Annotated in this window: 17 protein-coding genes; 6 read left to right on the top strand and 11 right to left on the bottom strand. The window is 27.3% G+C overall.

The window, feature by feature from the left end; all coding sequences use genetic code 11:
* Positions 1-39: 39 nt before the first annotated feature.
* The 3 genes from CLOPA_RS26750 to CLOPA_RS04790 all read right to left on the bottom strand — a co-directional run bounded on the left by CLOPA_RS26750 (position 40) and on the right by CLOPA_RS04790 (position 3,266).
* Positions 40-231 carry a CA_C0660 family putative sactipeptide bacteriocin gene (locus CLOPA_RS26750; RefSeq protein ID WP_015614344.1) on the bottom strand — a complete coding sequence of 64 codons (192 nt, stop codon included), beginning with the start codon at positions 229-231 and terminating at the stop codon, positions 40-42.
* A 98-nt stretch (positions 232-329) separates the two neighbouring features.
* Positions 330-1,691, bottom strand: a complete 1,362-nt coding sequence (locus CLOPA_RS04795) for a M16 family metallopeptidase (RefSeq protein WP_015614343.1) — start codon at positions 1,689-1,691, stop codon at positions 330-332.
* Positions 1,692-1,700: 9 nt separating this feature from the next.
* A complete protein-coding gene (locus CLOPA_RS04790; RefSeq protein WP_015614342.1) occupies positions 1,701-3,266 on the bottom strand; it encodes a radical SAM protein in 1,566 nt (521 codons plus the stop codon).
* A gap of 422 nt (positions 3,267-3,688) precedes the next feature.
* Between CLOPA_RS04790 and CLOPA_RS24805 the strand changes: the two genes are divergently transcribed.
* Positions 3,689-3,832 (top strand): cyclic lactone autoinducer peptide, encoded by a 144-nt coding sequence (locus tag CLOPA_RS24805; protein ID WP_155241865.1) that lies wholly within the window; start codon positions 3,689-3,691, stop codon positions 3,830-3,832.
* A gap of 1 nt (position 3,833) precedes the next feature.
* Here CLOPA_RS24805 and CLOPA_RS04785 read toward each other — a convergent pair whose 3' ends face one another.
* Positions 3,834-4,958 carry a sensor histidine kinase gene (locus tag CLOPA_RS04785; RefSeq protein WP_172638598.1) on the bottom strand — a complete coding sequence of 375 codons (1,125 nt, stop codon included), beginning with the start codon at positions 4,956-4,958 and terminating at the stop codon, positions 3,834-3,836.
* Positions 4,959-5,160: 202 nt separating this feature from the next.
* The gene (locus CLOPA_RS04780) at positions 5,161-5,892 is read right to left on the bottom strand and encodes a LytR/AlgR family response regulator transcription factor (protein WP_015614340.1); all 732 of its coding nucleotides are present in this window, start codon (positions 5,890-5,892) and stop codon (positions 5,161-5,163) included.
* Between the two features lie 294 nt (positions 5,893-6,186).
* Here CLOPA_RS04780 and CLOPA_RS23585 point away from each other — a divergent pair, with 294 nt between their 5' ends.
* Positions 6,187-6,387: a DUF4372 domain-containing protein gene (locus CLOPA_RS23585; protein ID WP_015614339.1), complete on the top strand. Its 201-nt coding sequence runs from the start codon at positions 6,187-6,189 to the stop codon at positions 6,385-6,387.
* 24 nt (positions 6,388-6,411) lie between these two features.
* Complete coding sequence (locus tag CLOPA_RS04775; protein WP_051115605.1) at positions 6,412-6,882, top strand: transposase; 471 nt, start codon at positions 6,412-6,414, stop codon at positions 6,880-6,882.
* 25 nt (positions 6,883-6,907) lie between these two features.
* Here CLOPA_RS04775 and CLOPA_RS04770 read toward each other — a convergent pair whose 3' ends face one another.
* Together CLOPA_RS04770 and CLOPA_RS04765 are read right to left on the bottom strand one after the other, a co-directional pair.
* Positions 6,908-7,819, bottom strand: coding sequence for an IS3 family transposase (locus CLOPA_RS04770; RefSeq protein WP_015614338.1), 912 nt, complete (start codon positions 7,817-7,819; stop codon positions 6,908-6,910).
* Complete coding sequence (locus tag CLOPA_RS04765; RefSeq protein WP_015613496.1) at positions 7,816-8,100, bottom strand: transposase; 285 nt, start codon at positions 8,098-8,100, stop codon at positions 7,816-7,818. The genes CLOPA_RS04770 and CLOPA_RS04765 overlap by 4 nt, the downstream gene beginning before the upstream one ends.
* Before the next feature lie 21 nt (positions 8,101-8,121).
* Here CLOPA_RS04765 and CLOPA_RS26745 point away from each other — a divergent pair, with 21 nt between their 5' ends.
* The 3 genes from CLOPA_RS26745 to CLOPA_RS04750 all read left to right on the top strand — a co-directional run bounded on the left by CLOPA_RS26745 (position 8,122) and on the right by CLOPA_RS04750 (position 10,117).
* Entirely contained in the window at positions 8,122-8,652 is a 531-nt protein-coding gene (locus CLOPA_RS26745) for a transposase (protein WP_080648278.1), read from the top strand.
* Between the two features lie 286 nt (positions 8,653-8,938).
* Positions 8,939-9,541, top strand: coding sequence for an accessory gene regulator B family protein (locus CLOPA_RS04755; RefSeq protein WP_015614337.1), 603 nt, complete (start codon positions 8,939-8,941; stop codon positions 9,539-9,541).
* 36 nt (positions 9,542-9,577) lie between these two features.
* Complete coding sequence (locus CLOPA_RS04750; RefSeq protein WP_015614336.1) at positions 9,578-10,117, top strand: CPBP family intramembrane glutamic endopeptidase; 540 nt, start codon at positions 9,578-9,580, stop codon at positions 10,115-10,117.
* 642 nt (positions 10,118-10,759) lie between these two features.
* Here CLOPA_RS04750 and CLOPA_RS04745 read toward each other — a convergent pair.
* The 4 genes from CLOPA_RS04745 to CLOPA_RS04730 all read right to left on the bottom strand — a co-directional run bounded on the left by CLOPA_RS04745 (position 10,760) and on the right by CLOPA_RS04730 (position 14,629).
* Positions 10,760-11,965 (bottom strand): sensor histidine kinase, encoded by a 1,206-nt coding sequence (locus CLOPA_RS04745; RefSeq protein WP_015614334.1) that lies wholly within the window; start codon positions 11,963-11,965, stop codon positions 10,760-10,762.
* Positions 11,953-12,624 (bottom strand): response regulator transcription factor, encoded by a 672-nt coding sequence (locus CLOPA_RS04740; protein WP_015614333.1) that lies wholly within the window; start codon positions 12,622-12,624, stop codon positions 11,953-11,955. The genes CLOPA_RS04745 and CLOPA_RS04740 overlap by 13 nt, the downstream gene beginning before the upstream one ends.
* 416 nt (positions 12,625-13,040) lie before the next feature.
* Positions 13,041-13,676, bottom strand: coding sequence for a hypothetical protein (locus CLOPA_RS04735; RefSeq protein ID WP_015614332.1), 636 nt, complete (start codon positions 13,674-13,676; stop codon positions 13,041-13,043).
* A 137-nt stretch (positions 13,677-13,813) separates the two neighbouring features.
* Complete coding sequence (locus CLOPA_RS04730) at positions 13,814-14,629, bottom strand: YihY/virulence factor BrkB family protein (protein WP_242834266.1); 816 nt, start codon at positions 14,627-14,629, stop codon at positions 13,814-13,816.
* Between the last annotated feature and the right edge of the window lie 116 nt (positions 14,630-14,745).

Below are 14,745 nucleotides of genomic sequence, written 5' to 3'. Positions count from 1 at the left end.
CGCATAATAAAAATTATGCGAGAAACTTTTATGTTACTTTTATACAATATATGATGAGTTAAAGTTTGAATTTAGATTGCTAGTATTACCACTTTGGCAGTTACATGAGCATGTGTAGTCATCTGCACCGTTATATGCTGAAGACCATGAATTGTAGCACATACATGCGCAACGATTCACCTCTGTTGAGAATGTTGTAAAATCTCTTCCTGCTGGATTTACTAATTTCATAATTTTTTCCTCCCCTAATCTTTAAAAAATTTATAATTTATAATAAACATTAATTTCCCCTTATGTACATTATGGCGCCTTTAGAGAAATTAAAGTTACTATTGATTGAAATTCAATATTCTCTCAAATTTGTCCTTACTTTCAAACAAATCTTCTTTAGAATTGAATGAAAGTAACAAATTTTCATTTTTCAAGATTTTTTCTATGAGAATATTGAAGTCTTTAAGTTGAAGTTCCTGAACAATGGAACAACACAAATTATATTCATGGTTAACAGAAATTAATGGCTCATTAAACAAATAGTTGCTTACACATTCTTTAGCTATTTCTTTATTACTAACCACTTTATTCTGTCTATAATATTCTGTTAACTCGTATATAAAATTTTGCTTATACTTTATAAATTGTTTTTCTGAGAGTCCATGAGATGCCAGTTCCTTTATTATAATATTAAAGACACATTCAGCTTTCTTAAAAAGCCCTTCTTTAACCTTCAATTCCAGAACATTAAAATTCATTTCACTTAATAATCTTTCTGAAACAAAGGCCAAGCTAATAAAATCTATTTCGTTGATCATCAATACTTCTTTAATATATTTTTCAATCAATGTTAAGCCAAAATAATCTGTTATTTTCGACTTGAGGTCATTTATTGAATTGTAACGTAAGCTTGGCTTCAAGTAGTATAACTGCATCTCATCATACTTCAGATTATGAACAGTATTCATTAATACTTTACTTGAACTTATATTACTCTTAAACGATGGTTTTACATAACTTGAATTACTTCTTTCAATGGTTGAAAAAATCTCTTCCAACAATGCTTTAGCTTTACATTTTTCAATTGAGCCAACTATAAAAACAGCACTGTTTTCTGGCTTGTACCATTTGTTATGAAATCTTTGTACGGATTCAAAACTTAAATCCTGAACACACTTTAAACTGCCCAAAGGAAATTTATCTTTTAGCTGTTTAATACCTACCAGCTCCGGCAAAATAATTTGCTGTAATCTAAATTTTGAAGTTTTGCTTTCAGTAATTATTTCAAGCCTCAGTTCCTCTTTTATTTCATTCATGCTGCTCATTACAAGATTGCGTCCAGTTATTATGTCCCTAAAGGCCACTAATCTATATTTAAGCTCTTCAATTTGACAATTTAAAAAGTAAACCGTCTCTTCGAAATTGGTATAGCCCGACATTAAACTGTTTTTCTTAACCTCTATATTGTCTTCATTTGTATATACAAAATTACTATTATAAATACACATATGCTCGATAAAATGCGCTATTCCCGCTTGACTATCTTCTTCCATTAAAGAACCAACTTTTACCACTAAAGATATTCTTATTACATCACCTTCAGCAGCATTGTCGTATATATAATAACTAAGGCCATTTTCTAATGTTCCCAGTTTTAGTTTGTCCATGTCACTGTAATATTTATTTATATTTACTTTCATAATGATGTTCTACCTTAATATAAAATCATTTAAATACTCTAGTTCTTTGGGATTAATTTCCAAACATTTATGGTAGAGTATTATGGATTTTTCCATATGTTTTCTAACAAAATTACAGTAATACCTTTTCTTTTTCATATCAATCTTTCCGCTATTAAAACACATTGCATAGCATATTTCACATAGCCTAGAGGCCCAACAGTTTTTGCAATCATTTAAAGCCTCATTTGCATATTCTTCTACTAATAGTTCTTTCACCTTTTTCTTATCTACTCCATCGTATACATTCCCTATTACTGGTGATCCATCAATTCTTTCACATACTAAGAAATCTCCATTTGCTGTAACATATATCTTTCTGCCACCGGGAACACAGCATCCATTTAAATTGTTATCCTTAATATACTTTATAAATATTGGGCGTCTATGAATTCTAACGAATGGCGATTCAATAATTGTTTTTGAAAAGAATTCCTTATCCTCTGAATTTTTTAACTTGTGTAAGTATGATTCTTCGGACCAAATTCTTAGATAGTCAGGGGATTCACCATTTTGGGAAATTATTCTTTCAACTTCATCATAGTCGATATTGTTTACAGTGGGATATGTCACATTTTTGCTGATTTTTTCAGGTAACCAATCCAGACCTTTAAAGAAAAGAGCTATTTCTTTAAGTTTCTCAAAGGAATATGGTCTATTAAAAACCATACTTAGTGTTACTCTCTCCTCTGCACTATCACGTAAAGTCTCTACTATGTATTTCAAACCTCTTATGGCTCTTTCGAAACTGCCGTTACCATTGATGTCCTTTCTTGAACTATCATGAACATCTTGCGGCCCATCTATACTACAGGTTATACTAAGCCCCTCTACAGATGCCAAGTATTCAGCAATTTCCTTTGTCATCAATGTCAGATTGCTTGTCAAAGAAAAAGTAAGCTCTTTATCTTTGATTGTCTTCTTTGCGTACTCTATACAATTTTTCAATAAATCAAACTTTATAAGTGGTTCTCCCCCATAGAAAGTGATGGCAACCCCTTCTTCTTTATCTCCATGCAAATTGGCATAATCAATTGCTTTTTTAGCAATATCTTCTGTCATATCATTTTCGTTGAAGTTTCTCCTATCATTATAGTTCTCAGAATAAATACAATATCCACATCTCAAATTGCATTTCCCGGTTAGTTCTAGCACAATTTGCCTTACACGGCTATCTAGTTCTTCATCCAATTCTTCAAGATGTCCAGGAGAAACAAACTTGAAATCATTGCCTGCTTTTAGAATATCTTCTTCTTCTATGGCATTCTTAATATTTTCAATTGCTTGAAAATATTCTTCATCACTAACATCATTCCTCATATTCACTATCTCATCTATTTTACCGCTTATAATTTTTTCCAATGTCTTATACTCAAATTCACTACAACTTATAACTTTACTTGTTCCAGTATCATAGATGTAGTAAGATGAATCTGTTTTAAAAAGTTTAGCTAAAGCTCTTGGCTGATTTGTATTCTTTTTTAAATAGCTTATGTATTCATCAATTTTACTAGATGATTCTTGAAGTTCCAACATATTTTACCTCCTAAAAATAATAATATATAATTAAATTTTGTATTTATGCACATGCTTTAGAAACATTTGCAATTATTGTATGTTCAGAGAATAACATGATTTTATTTCTATTACAATAAACTTTCCTCAATATATATCTTATTCATCCTAAAGGAATATTTTTATCGTATAATGATTTTAGGATGTAATTTATGCATTTATGGTATAAGTACTACAACTATTAAATTTTATATATTATAATTAAATATAATAAAAAATCAGCTTAGTTTAAGCTAAACTGATTGCAATTATTTATTATTGTTATATAAGAGTATGAAAAATTTAGAAATCACACTAAAAATACCTGTAATAGTTCTCGTAAACAGATAAATCTTCGTGATTTAGAGCATACTTATAGTGAAACGAAAGGAATGGATATAATTATGAAAACACCAAACATAAAAAAATTCATGGCAATTGCCATATGTACAGTATCAATGATAATTGCTGAAACTTCATCTTCCATGTGTTTGTTTTTCTTAGCCAAAGAAACTAAAATGCCAAAATCTTTATACAAAGTGGATTAAATTAGTTTAAGTCCTTAATAACTAAATCTTGTTTAAATACACAATCCTTAACTTTAGTATGCAAAAATACATTTGCATACTTTTCCTTTATAATTTTTCTAACTATCTTTAAGCCTACTCCTCTCCCGTAACCTTTAGTTGAAAAACCATCTTCATATATCTTATGTATAGGGGGGGTATTTTCATGGCAAATATTGCTAATTATAAAAGATGTATAATTCTCTTTCTTTATTATAGCTAAACGAATAACTTTTTTATCACATAAAACTGCTGCTTCTATTGCATTATCAAGAAGAATGCCAATAATTCTACATATATCTATTTCGTTAATTGATAATTCATGTATATCATCATAGATTTCTATATAAGTATTAATATTATTTGAATTTGCACTATAAATTTTAGATGAGATTAATCCCTTTAGGGAATTAATTTTTATATTCTTAAGTAGATATAAACTCCTATTCTTATTTATTATTTTTTCACTCTCAGGTTGGAGTTCATTTTTATAAAATGTTTTTACACCTTTCATATCATTAGACTCTATATAGCTTCCTAATACCTGGAATATATTGGCATAGTCATGCTTAAATCTTCTTAAGTCATCTGACATAGTTTCAATCATGTCTGTATACTCTTTCAGATGCTTTAATTCTTTATCTTTATATTCCTGAAGCAACTTATTTTTAATAATTCTATTATTTAAATATAATAAAATAATAACAATAATAAAGTCACTAACTGTATTAAAAGCATTTAAATTCACAACAAAATTATCTAGATTTTTAGCAAAATACTTATAATCAAATATATTTATGTTTACTATAATTAAAACAAATCCTGCATAAAAAAATACAGCTAACCTATTTCTCAAATTTTTTGAAATCTCATAGTTATGGATATTTACTTTGTTCAATATTTTTCCCAACAATCTACTTATAATAAAAGATATAGATGTTATAATTATTGCTATAACAAAGTATTCTAAAGATCGTTTTGATATGCTATTAAAATTTACATGAAAAAAAGTAATTGCAAGAAAAGCAGTAATAGAATCGCTAACTGCAAAAACAAGATCTGTTAAAATGACTATAAATATAGAATAAGATATTTTTCTTAAATTCATAAAACTAAAACAAGTTAAAATTACAGTTGATATTGGAAGTAATAAAAATTCTTTTCCTATTGCAACAATAATTAAATCTATTAAAGTATTTATTAATAGATAAAAGATAGTACCTTTTGTAATTTTATTATAGGTAAAATTATAAAATATAATTAGAAAATTTACTGATAAAATAAGTAAGTATAAAAAATAATATATTATGTCATACATTTTTTTGCATTCCCTTCATATAGCGTTTTGAGACATAGCATTTATCACCGTTAATCATATATATAGTAAGATTGTCTTTATCAATTGATTTTATATTCCTAGTATTAACGATATAGGACCTATGACATTTATAAAAATGTGGTGGTACTATTATTTCTATTTGTTTTAATGAACAATAAAACTCTATATTCTCATCAAAGGTGTGTAATCTAATTCGATGATCTTTATCTGTTTCAAAAAAAAGAATCTGTTCAGGTTGTAAATTTACAATCTTATGTCCAATATCTATAGAAATATATTTTTTTTCAATATTTTCAAGTCTTTTGAAGTTATTATAAGCTGCTCTTAAACATTCAATAATCTTAACCTTCAGATTTTCACTATTATACTTAAGTATATAGTCCATAGCTTGTACTTTATATTCAAAAGTTAACAGAGTTAATTCTGCATGTGATGTAACAAATATAATGTATCCTTTAGGATCATATTTTCTAATTATAGTAGCAAGCTCTATTCCGTTAATATCACTATTTAATTCAACATCTAAGAAATAAATAAAGTTCGTATTTTTAGAATTTGATATATATTCAATTACTTGTTTAGGGTTAAAAGTACTAAGAGTTATATTTAGATCAAGATTTGAGCTATTTATTTCTTCTATAATAATGTTTTCAATCTGTATTCTTTGAGCATTGTTATCTTCACAAATTATAATATCCATCATTTTATTATTATTACCTACCTTAATTTTTTATTATTACAACTTAATTATTAAGACATTTATTATAGAAAATTATATCAATTTAAGTAATAATTTTCAATTAATGTACATAATTTTTACAAAATAATTATATATTTTAACACTAGTGTTTAATAAATGGATTTAAAATACTATTGACAGAAATATAATGTAATAAATTGCAATTTTATATAAAAATATATAGATGAAAATAGCCAGCAATCTTGCTTTAATATAATTATCCACTAACCATAAAAGCAAGGAGGTTGCTGACTATCTATGGATAAGTATATCACTATCTTTGAAAAATTATTAGATATTATTAATTGGAATACCTTGAAAATATCTACGTATAAGCTAGATGTTGACTATAATGTTGCATCTAATCATCTAAAAACACTTCTCTATTTCCATTTAGCGAAGCTAGATAGTTTAAGAGATATTGATGATTTTATGCAGTCTGACTCTAAATTAACTTAATCAATAAAAAGCGTTAGCTTGGGAATGTTATCTAATTACAATAATTATATTGATTACAATATTTATCTTCCGGTACTTAATGAATTAATTTCTAATGCTTTAGAAAATTTACCTGTAAATGAAAAATCAAAAAAGTTTGGAACTGTAAAACTAATAGATTCTTCAACTATTACAATGGCTAAAACTTACTTTCAATGGGCAGAATTTCGTTCTTCTAAAGCTGGAATAAAGCTTCATACAAAATTTAATTTGAATAAAGGTATTCCTGAAATTATACTTGTATCCAATGCTAAACCTCATGATAGAAGTAAAATGGAAGATGTCATTACTGAGAATAACTGTATATATATCTTCGATAAGGGTTACGTTGACTACAAAAAGTTTGATTCATTTAGTGAAAAAGGAATACGCTTTATTACAAGATTAAAAGATAATGCTGCATTAGATGAAATAAATAGTTGGTGCTATGTCAATAAAAAGTACAAATTAAAATGAGAAAGTTCTAATTAACTTCCATATTTTAACTTGCCATTGACATACTAAGTTCCTTGACTTTTTCATATGTTTTTTCAAACTCATTTGGTGACATATAATTGCAGTGACTATGAATTCTTGTGGTATTATAAAACGTTTCAATGTATTCAAATACAAGAATATAAGCATGACGATAATTTTTAATTCTAAAACGATTTATCCATTCACGTTTAATAATTGCGTGGAAAGATTCAATACATGCATTATCCCATGGAAAAGCTTTCTTGGAATAACTAAGTATCATTTTTGAAGCAGCCTTTTGATATTCTTTTGATACGTACTGACTGCCCCTGTCACTGTGTATAATAACTGGGTTAGCAAGTTTTCTATTTTTCTTAGCTTTATTAATTGTGTCAATAACACATGAAACAGCTAAAGTTTCCGTAAGCGTCCAAGCTATAATTCTTCGAGAGTATAAATCCATGATGCTTGTAAGGTATACAAAACCTGCATTAGTCCAAAGATATGTAATATCTGTGCACCATACTGCGTTTGGTGCAGATGGATTAAATTGCTCATTTAGAACGTTTTCTAGTTTGCTGCTGAAATCAGAATCCTTTGTAGTAACGGTATATGGTTTTACATATTGAGCTTTAATGCCAAGCTCCTTCATGTATTTCCCAACTGTACGTTCTGATATTTTTTCACCAGCTTTTTGTATTTCTTTTGTGATTTTAGGAGCACCATAATTTTGGTGGGATTGATCATAGACTTCCTTAATTTTTTCCTTTACAATTTCTTTTCTCTTTTGTTGATTTGAAGGTAGGCGATGCAGCCATGAATTATACCCTGAACGTGAAACGCCTAATATACGAAGCATTCCGTTGACAGAAACTTGGCGTTTCCACTTGAGGTCTTCACATTTATCTTGGACTTCAAGATATATTGCTTCTGTCACTTTCCCAGAATGCTTATGGCTTTTTTTAATACATCAAGAGCATCCTTTGTATCACGAAGTTCACGCTTTAATCGTGCAATTTCCTTTTGTTCATCACTGGAATAATTACCTGAACCTCGAACTTGAATACCATTTTCGCTTTTAGAATCTCTAATCCACTTTGACAAAGTGCTACCACCTATATCAAGGTTTTGAGCACAACCTCTTACTCCAAGTTCTTTATGATCCATGTAATATTTTACAGCATCTTCTTTGAACTGCTTGTCATGTTGTTTTTTCATGATTAAGTTCCCCCATCTCTTATATTTATTCTAAAACTTATTAGGAACTTTCTCAATTTCTCTTGTACTTTTTTTATTCTAACACCAAGTTGTAAAATCACATACTCAGATATCACTTTACTAGATGATTCTATAAATATCATTGAAGATATTATTTGTAATCTTGGAACAAAAGGCATTAATTTAACTAAAAACCAGTACAGAGTTATTAGTGTACTTGATTCGGAAGGTAAAATATTAACTTTTGTAACTAATATATTTGAATATACCAGTGAAGAAATAGCATGGTTATATAAAAAACGTTGGGATATAGAGTTGTTTTTTAAATGGATTAAGCAGAATTTAAAAATTAAAAGATTTATAGGACATAGTCTTAATGCAGTTATGATGCAAATTATCTCTGCAATAATAACATTTATCATAATAAAGTTAATACAGGATATATCCCAAACATCCTACGGCTTGCTGAAAATAAAAGGGTTAATAAAACACTCACTTACAAAATTAGTATATAATAATTTATTTTCTTGGAGTCAATGGCTGGGCAGTTAAATCTTCTTTATAATCCATATATAACCATGCAAACTATCGCTTTAAGGGCATCTTTGCTCATTTTAATAGGAATTATATTCTATTATCATTTTCTTTAGTAATTTATTTAGAAAATAATTAAACTAAAAATGTCAATGAAAATATTTACTAATAATTAAACACTAGTGATATTTTAATTAATTTATATTATTTACTATTAAGTTATTATATTAAAAAACTATGTTATGATATAATATTACGTATAGACTTATAAAAATTGAAATATATGTAAGGTAATGGTGTTATAATGGATATAGTTGATAAGATGAGCAGAATATGTATAAAATTTGTAGCTAAAAATTTACAAAAGACTGAAGAAGAATTAGAAAAAATAAAATATGGAGTACACGTAATTCTTGTAAACTTGGTTAAATTAACTATTTTATTTTTGATTGCGTCTATTTTAGGAATAACAACTTATACATTTATTGCTGTCATAAGTTTTGCTTCTATTAGGATATTTGCTTCTGGTGTACATGCTGAATCCAATTTAAATTGCACTATAACTAACATAATATTATTTCTAGGTAATGTCTATTTAAGTATAAATATCCTCTTAGATAAAACCATGATTATAGTTATTATTACTTTAAGTTTAATACTAGTTTTTCTATATGCTCCTGCTGATACTAAAGCTCGACCTCTTGTGAGTAAGAAATTACGAAAAAAGCTTAGAATTTATTCTATTGCAATTACTTTCCTACTTGGCATTATAGCTTTAACATGTAAAAATAATATATTTGCAAATCTGATTATTTTTTCTGTATTAGAAGAATCATTATTAATTACACCCTTAATTTACTATATTCTTAATAAAACATACAAGAATTATGAAAATATAAATATATAAGTATCTATATTTTACAAGATGAAAGGAATAACATAAATGAATAGCATAAATAATTTAATATTTACCATTATATACTATCTTTTCATGTTTATATTGCCAATTTATTTTTACTTAAAATTTAAGAACAAAGTTAGTCCATTTAGCTATCTAAAACTTAATAATAAACCTTTAAAAGGAATTGTTATTGGGTTATTGATATCACTAATATATCTGCTACTTCTTATAATAAGAAATTATATATATGGCTGGAAACCTATAAATTTAAATATTGGTGTATTATGGATAAACATTTTATTAGTTGGAATATTTGAGGAGGTACCTTTTCGAGGATTTGTGCTTCAAAAGCTTCAAGATAGGACAAGTTTTCTAACTGCAAATATTATGACTACATTATTATTTGTATTTATGCATTATCCTTTATGGATTTTGACAGGAATAGACATATTACAATCTTCTATTTCTATTGCATTTATTAGTTTCATCTTCGGATATGTTTACAAAGAATTTAATTCATTATGGGTTCCTATAATATGCCATTCTATATTTAACATGTCAACTTGGATAGGTTTAAAATAGAATTCAAATTCCAACCTATAATTTCTCTAAAACTTTCAATATTGTCTCACTCATTTGAAAAAACTTCGTTAATTTCAATATTACAGATTTATTTAAACATTCATTAATCAATTGAATCTCTGTTCTTACATACTTACTTCTTTATTCATTAATATACAATTTGATAATGATATAATTATTATCATGGTTAAAAATAATATAAATTTTTTTCTCTTCATTGCATCATCACCTTCTATTTAACATTTTTGTTTGTTGTGTTGCATGTGTCTATATTAGCAAAGCAAATGTTAATATAACGTTAAGATGGTGTTATGTAAACAAATAAAAAAATCTCTAAATTCATAATTTTGTATAGCAGTGTTTGCTGGTTATACTAAAATTACAAATTTAGAGAGTAGCAATTAATTAATCAAAGATAGTATTAGAGATTTATCTATTAGTTTTTTTATCCGATAACTAGTCGCTGTAACACTCCACTGCACTCTGTGAAAGTGATTCGCACAAAATTAAAAATTTTGGTTCTCTACTTTTCCACAAGGTGGAGATAACAGCGACACGTTCCTGGATAATTCATCTAAACTTAGTGGTAGTACAAACTCCCACTAAGTTTAGATGAATTAATATTTTTGAGTAAATGTAGTATTACTTTATAAACACTAAAGAAAATTTAGAATATTCTCCTTTTTTGCTTTCAACTAAGACTCTGCCTTTATGCAGGTCCATTACATGCTTTACGTAGGCAAGACCAATACCTGTACTTGTTCGACTTTTAGTTCCATAGTAGGGTGTAAATATTTCATCAAATTTAAACTCATCAATACCAATGCCATTATCGTAAACTTCTACAATGATATTGGTGTCATTTTCTGAAACTTGAATATTTATTTCATTACTAGTTTTATTTTCATCTACAAATTTCATAGCATTATCAATAAGATTAGCAATACATCTTTCTATCCAGATTTCCTTTCCTTTAATTGTTTCAACACCTTCTTCTGGCATATTGAATTTTATATTATTGAAAATTACAGTATATTCATCAACTATCTTGGCACAGACTAAAGCTAAATCTACACTTTCTTTATTATTAGATAAACTGAAAGTAGACATAGCTAAAATATCAGTAATAACTCCATTTAAGCCATCTATATATTGTGCAATTTCCTTAGTATCTTCTCCGATTTCTATTTTGGCCCTTAAAACTGCTAATGAATTTCTAAGTTCATGGGACGCATAGGAATTTAACCTTTGCAAGTTTTCATAGGATAATTTAATTTTACTTAAAGCCTCATTATAAGCCACTGTTAAATCATAAATTTCATCTTTAGTTTTTGAAGGCCGAATAAGCTCTATAGTTTTAAAATTTCCTTGGTTTTTAACTTTTCCTGTAAATTCAATTAAAGGTTTTAATGCAAATGAGGCATATTGCCTGCTTAAAATAAAATTTATAACTAAAATTATAGCTATTACTATTAAGATAATTATAATAAATCTATTATAAAGAGTATTCATAAATATATTTTCAAAATTTTGTCCAGTAAGTTGTATACTGCTACTAGAATTGTCTATGTTATCTACATTAGAATTATTATTAACATTCTTTTGACCTTCTTTTAAAATAATAACATTACTATTTTTACCACTTGCATCTAAATTTTTAGAAGGCTTTTTTGCAGTCACAGATTCTGTCTGTATTGGTAGATTTTTATTAAATATAAGACTTGATATTATAGGCTGTCTATTGATATTTATTTTTAAAAAGCAGTAAAACAAAATTATACAAATAATGATTAAAACAATGGTAAGCAAACTATATAATAATGCTATTCTATTTCTTATTTTGAGCATACTCTGTATCCCTTTCCTCTTAATGTTTCAATTAAAGTTTGACCATTTCTATCTTTTAATTTCCGCCTTAAATTGGTAATATGTACTCTAATGACATTAGAAAATTCGTTGGCATCTGTTCCCCATACATGTTCAATTATTTTCTCCGATGATAGAATGCCTGGATAATTATAACACAATAATTCTAAAATATCATATTCTCTTGAAGTTAATTCAATTTCTTTTTGATTTAATTCTACTGTTTTTTCTTTAGTATTTATACACAATTCTCCTATTGTAATTATATTGGAAGGCTTATTGTAATTACGTCTAATTAACGCATGCAATCTTGCACTTAATTCTTTAAGTGCAAAGGGCTTTCCTAAATAATCATCTGCACCACTGTCCAGCCCAATTATTTTATCCTCTGTATCTGTTCTTGCTGTCAGCATTATTATTGGTGTTGTTATAAGTTTTTCTCTTACAGTTTTACAAAGGGTTATTCCATCAATCTTTGGTAAATTTATATCTAAAATGATTGTATCATATTCATTTATTCCTATATAATACAATCCTTCTTCTCCGTCGTAAGCAGTATCACATATATAATTATATTTTTTCAACCCATCTTTCAATAAACCACATAGTTCTTTATCATCTTCAACTATTAATAACTTCATATTTTCTCCTTCTATTAATTTATCGGATAAATTAATACTAAATATCATTAAAATAATATTTTAAATCTCTATATAAAAGCAGCATTTCTTATTAGAATACTTCAATATTGCACTATTATAATATAACATAAGTTTCTGAAAATATTAGGCAAGTTCAGTTTTTTCTATTCTTTCATTATAAAGATAATATTTTAATTTTAATATTTTAAATTTACAAAAAACATTGAAATAAAAGTGGATAAATATAAAAGTACTATCAATGAATTTAGTTTAATTACAATTATAATATCATATACTAATATTGTAAAATTTTTCATTACCAAAATTGTTGATGTCTTTTTACTCATTTCTTAAGTTTTTCTGAACGCACCTGCATAACAAGTTGTTTTCTTAATACAATAAAAAAACTCCAACAACTAAAATGAGTTATTGGAGATTTGCATTTCCATCATAGCTTTTTTACCTTTATTTATAAAGGCACTGTTAACTTTATCAAAATTTTCATTTTGCTTTATTATGGATTGAAGCTCACTACTTTCTGCTAAAAACTCTTTTTCCTGTAAGTTTGCAGTGTCAAGCCAAGTAACATCATTATCAGATGCAACACCATAATCATTTAATATATACCAGGAACCATTTTTATTTACAAAAGATACAATTTCCACATCTGGTCTTGGCTTTTGTATATTCTGAAAATAAGTATTATAGGCACAAATCATTACTGCATAATTACCCTGCTTTTTTATATTAAATAATTTTATTACTTCTATTTTATTCACATTAAAGGCATTCAGTTTCTTTTTAACAGAACCGACTTCTGACATCTGTGGGTTTACAAAATATTTACTGAGGAATTGTGCATCTTTACTTACTTCACTGCTGTAATAACTTTTTACAGTTTCCTCTGCAGTGCTTCTCTCTGAGTTTTCTGTTACCTTAGTCTTTTGTATCTTTGCATCCGTTGGCGTTATCTTTGAATTTTCACTACATCCAGTAAGTATCATTGCTGCTAACATTATAATTGAGAATTTTTTCAAAATGGTTCTATTCACCCTGCATACCTTCTATCTTCAATTTTTAAGGGGTTTATTTTATTTTTACACCTCTAACAAATTGAATTCTACATCAAAAAAATTCTTATGTAAATAGCATAAATAAAGTTTTTCCAAGGAAATATTTTCATCACAAATCATTTGCATTTTTTCAATAGTACGGAGTTTATTTCGCCACCTAAAATAATAACAATGGCAGTAATAAGAAGCCACAGCATCAGTATTATTACCGCGCCGATACTTCCATAGAATTTTGAATAATTTGCAAAATTATTTATGTAGAAGGAAAAGACTAGAGAAGATATTATCCAGCCTAAAGAGGCAAATAGAGCTCCAGGCATAACCTCTCTTAAACTATGTTTTTTACATGGAGCAAATTTATATACAGCACTAAATATACTTATCATAATTGCAATGCTCAATATGTATTTCATAAAATTCCATATAATTTTAAATTCCTTTGAGAGCCCAAACCATTTGATCAAAAAATTGCTGTTAGTCTCCCCAAATATAAGTAAAAATACAGAAAACATGATTATTATTACCATTCCAAAGGTAAAAGCCAAAGATATAAGTTGTACTTTTATTATGCTTCTGGACTCTTTTTCATTATAGGCCTTGTTTAATCCCTTTATCACTGCATTGAAGCCAGCAGAAGCGGACCATAGTGTAAGTATTATACTTATGGATAAAAGTCCTCCCTTTTTGCTACTTACTACCTCAGAAATAGTTTTATCTGCTAAACCATAAGCCTCTCTTGGAATTACAGTTCTTAAATTATTCATAATATCACTTGTTTTTATGTCACTATAACCTACTATAGTCATTAAAAATATTAGAAATGGGAAAAAAGCAAATAGTAAACTATAGGCAAGCTGAGAAGACAGTGCCAATATATCATCTGCCAATGCTTTTTTAGTCATACTTATAAGTCCACACTTAAGTTTTTCCATAGAAAAAAGCATATAATCATCCTCACTCCACAAATTATTTGATCTATGGGTGTAGTATTTCCAATTAATATCGCTTCATATGCGCTAAAAAAACTATCAATAATTAGATTTCATTA

The organism is Clostridium pasteurianum BC1 (assembly GCF_000389635.1).
Lineage (GTDB): Bacteria > Bacillota > Clostridia > Clostridiales > Clostridiaceae > Clostridium_I > Clostridium_I pasteurianum_A.
Note: the sequence above shows the minus strand (reverse complement) of the source record. Positions and strands in the feature narration are given on the sequence as shown.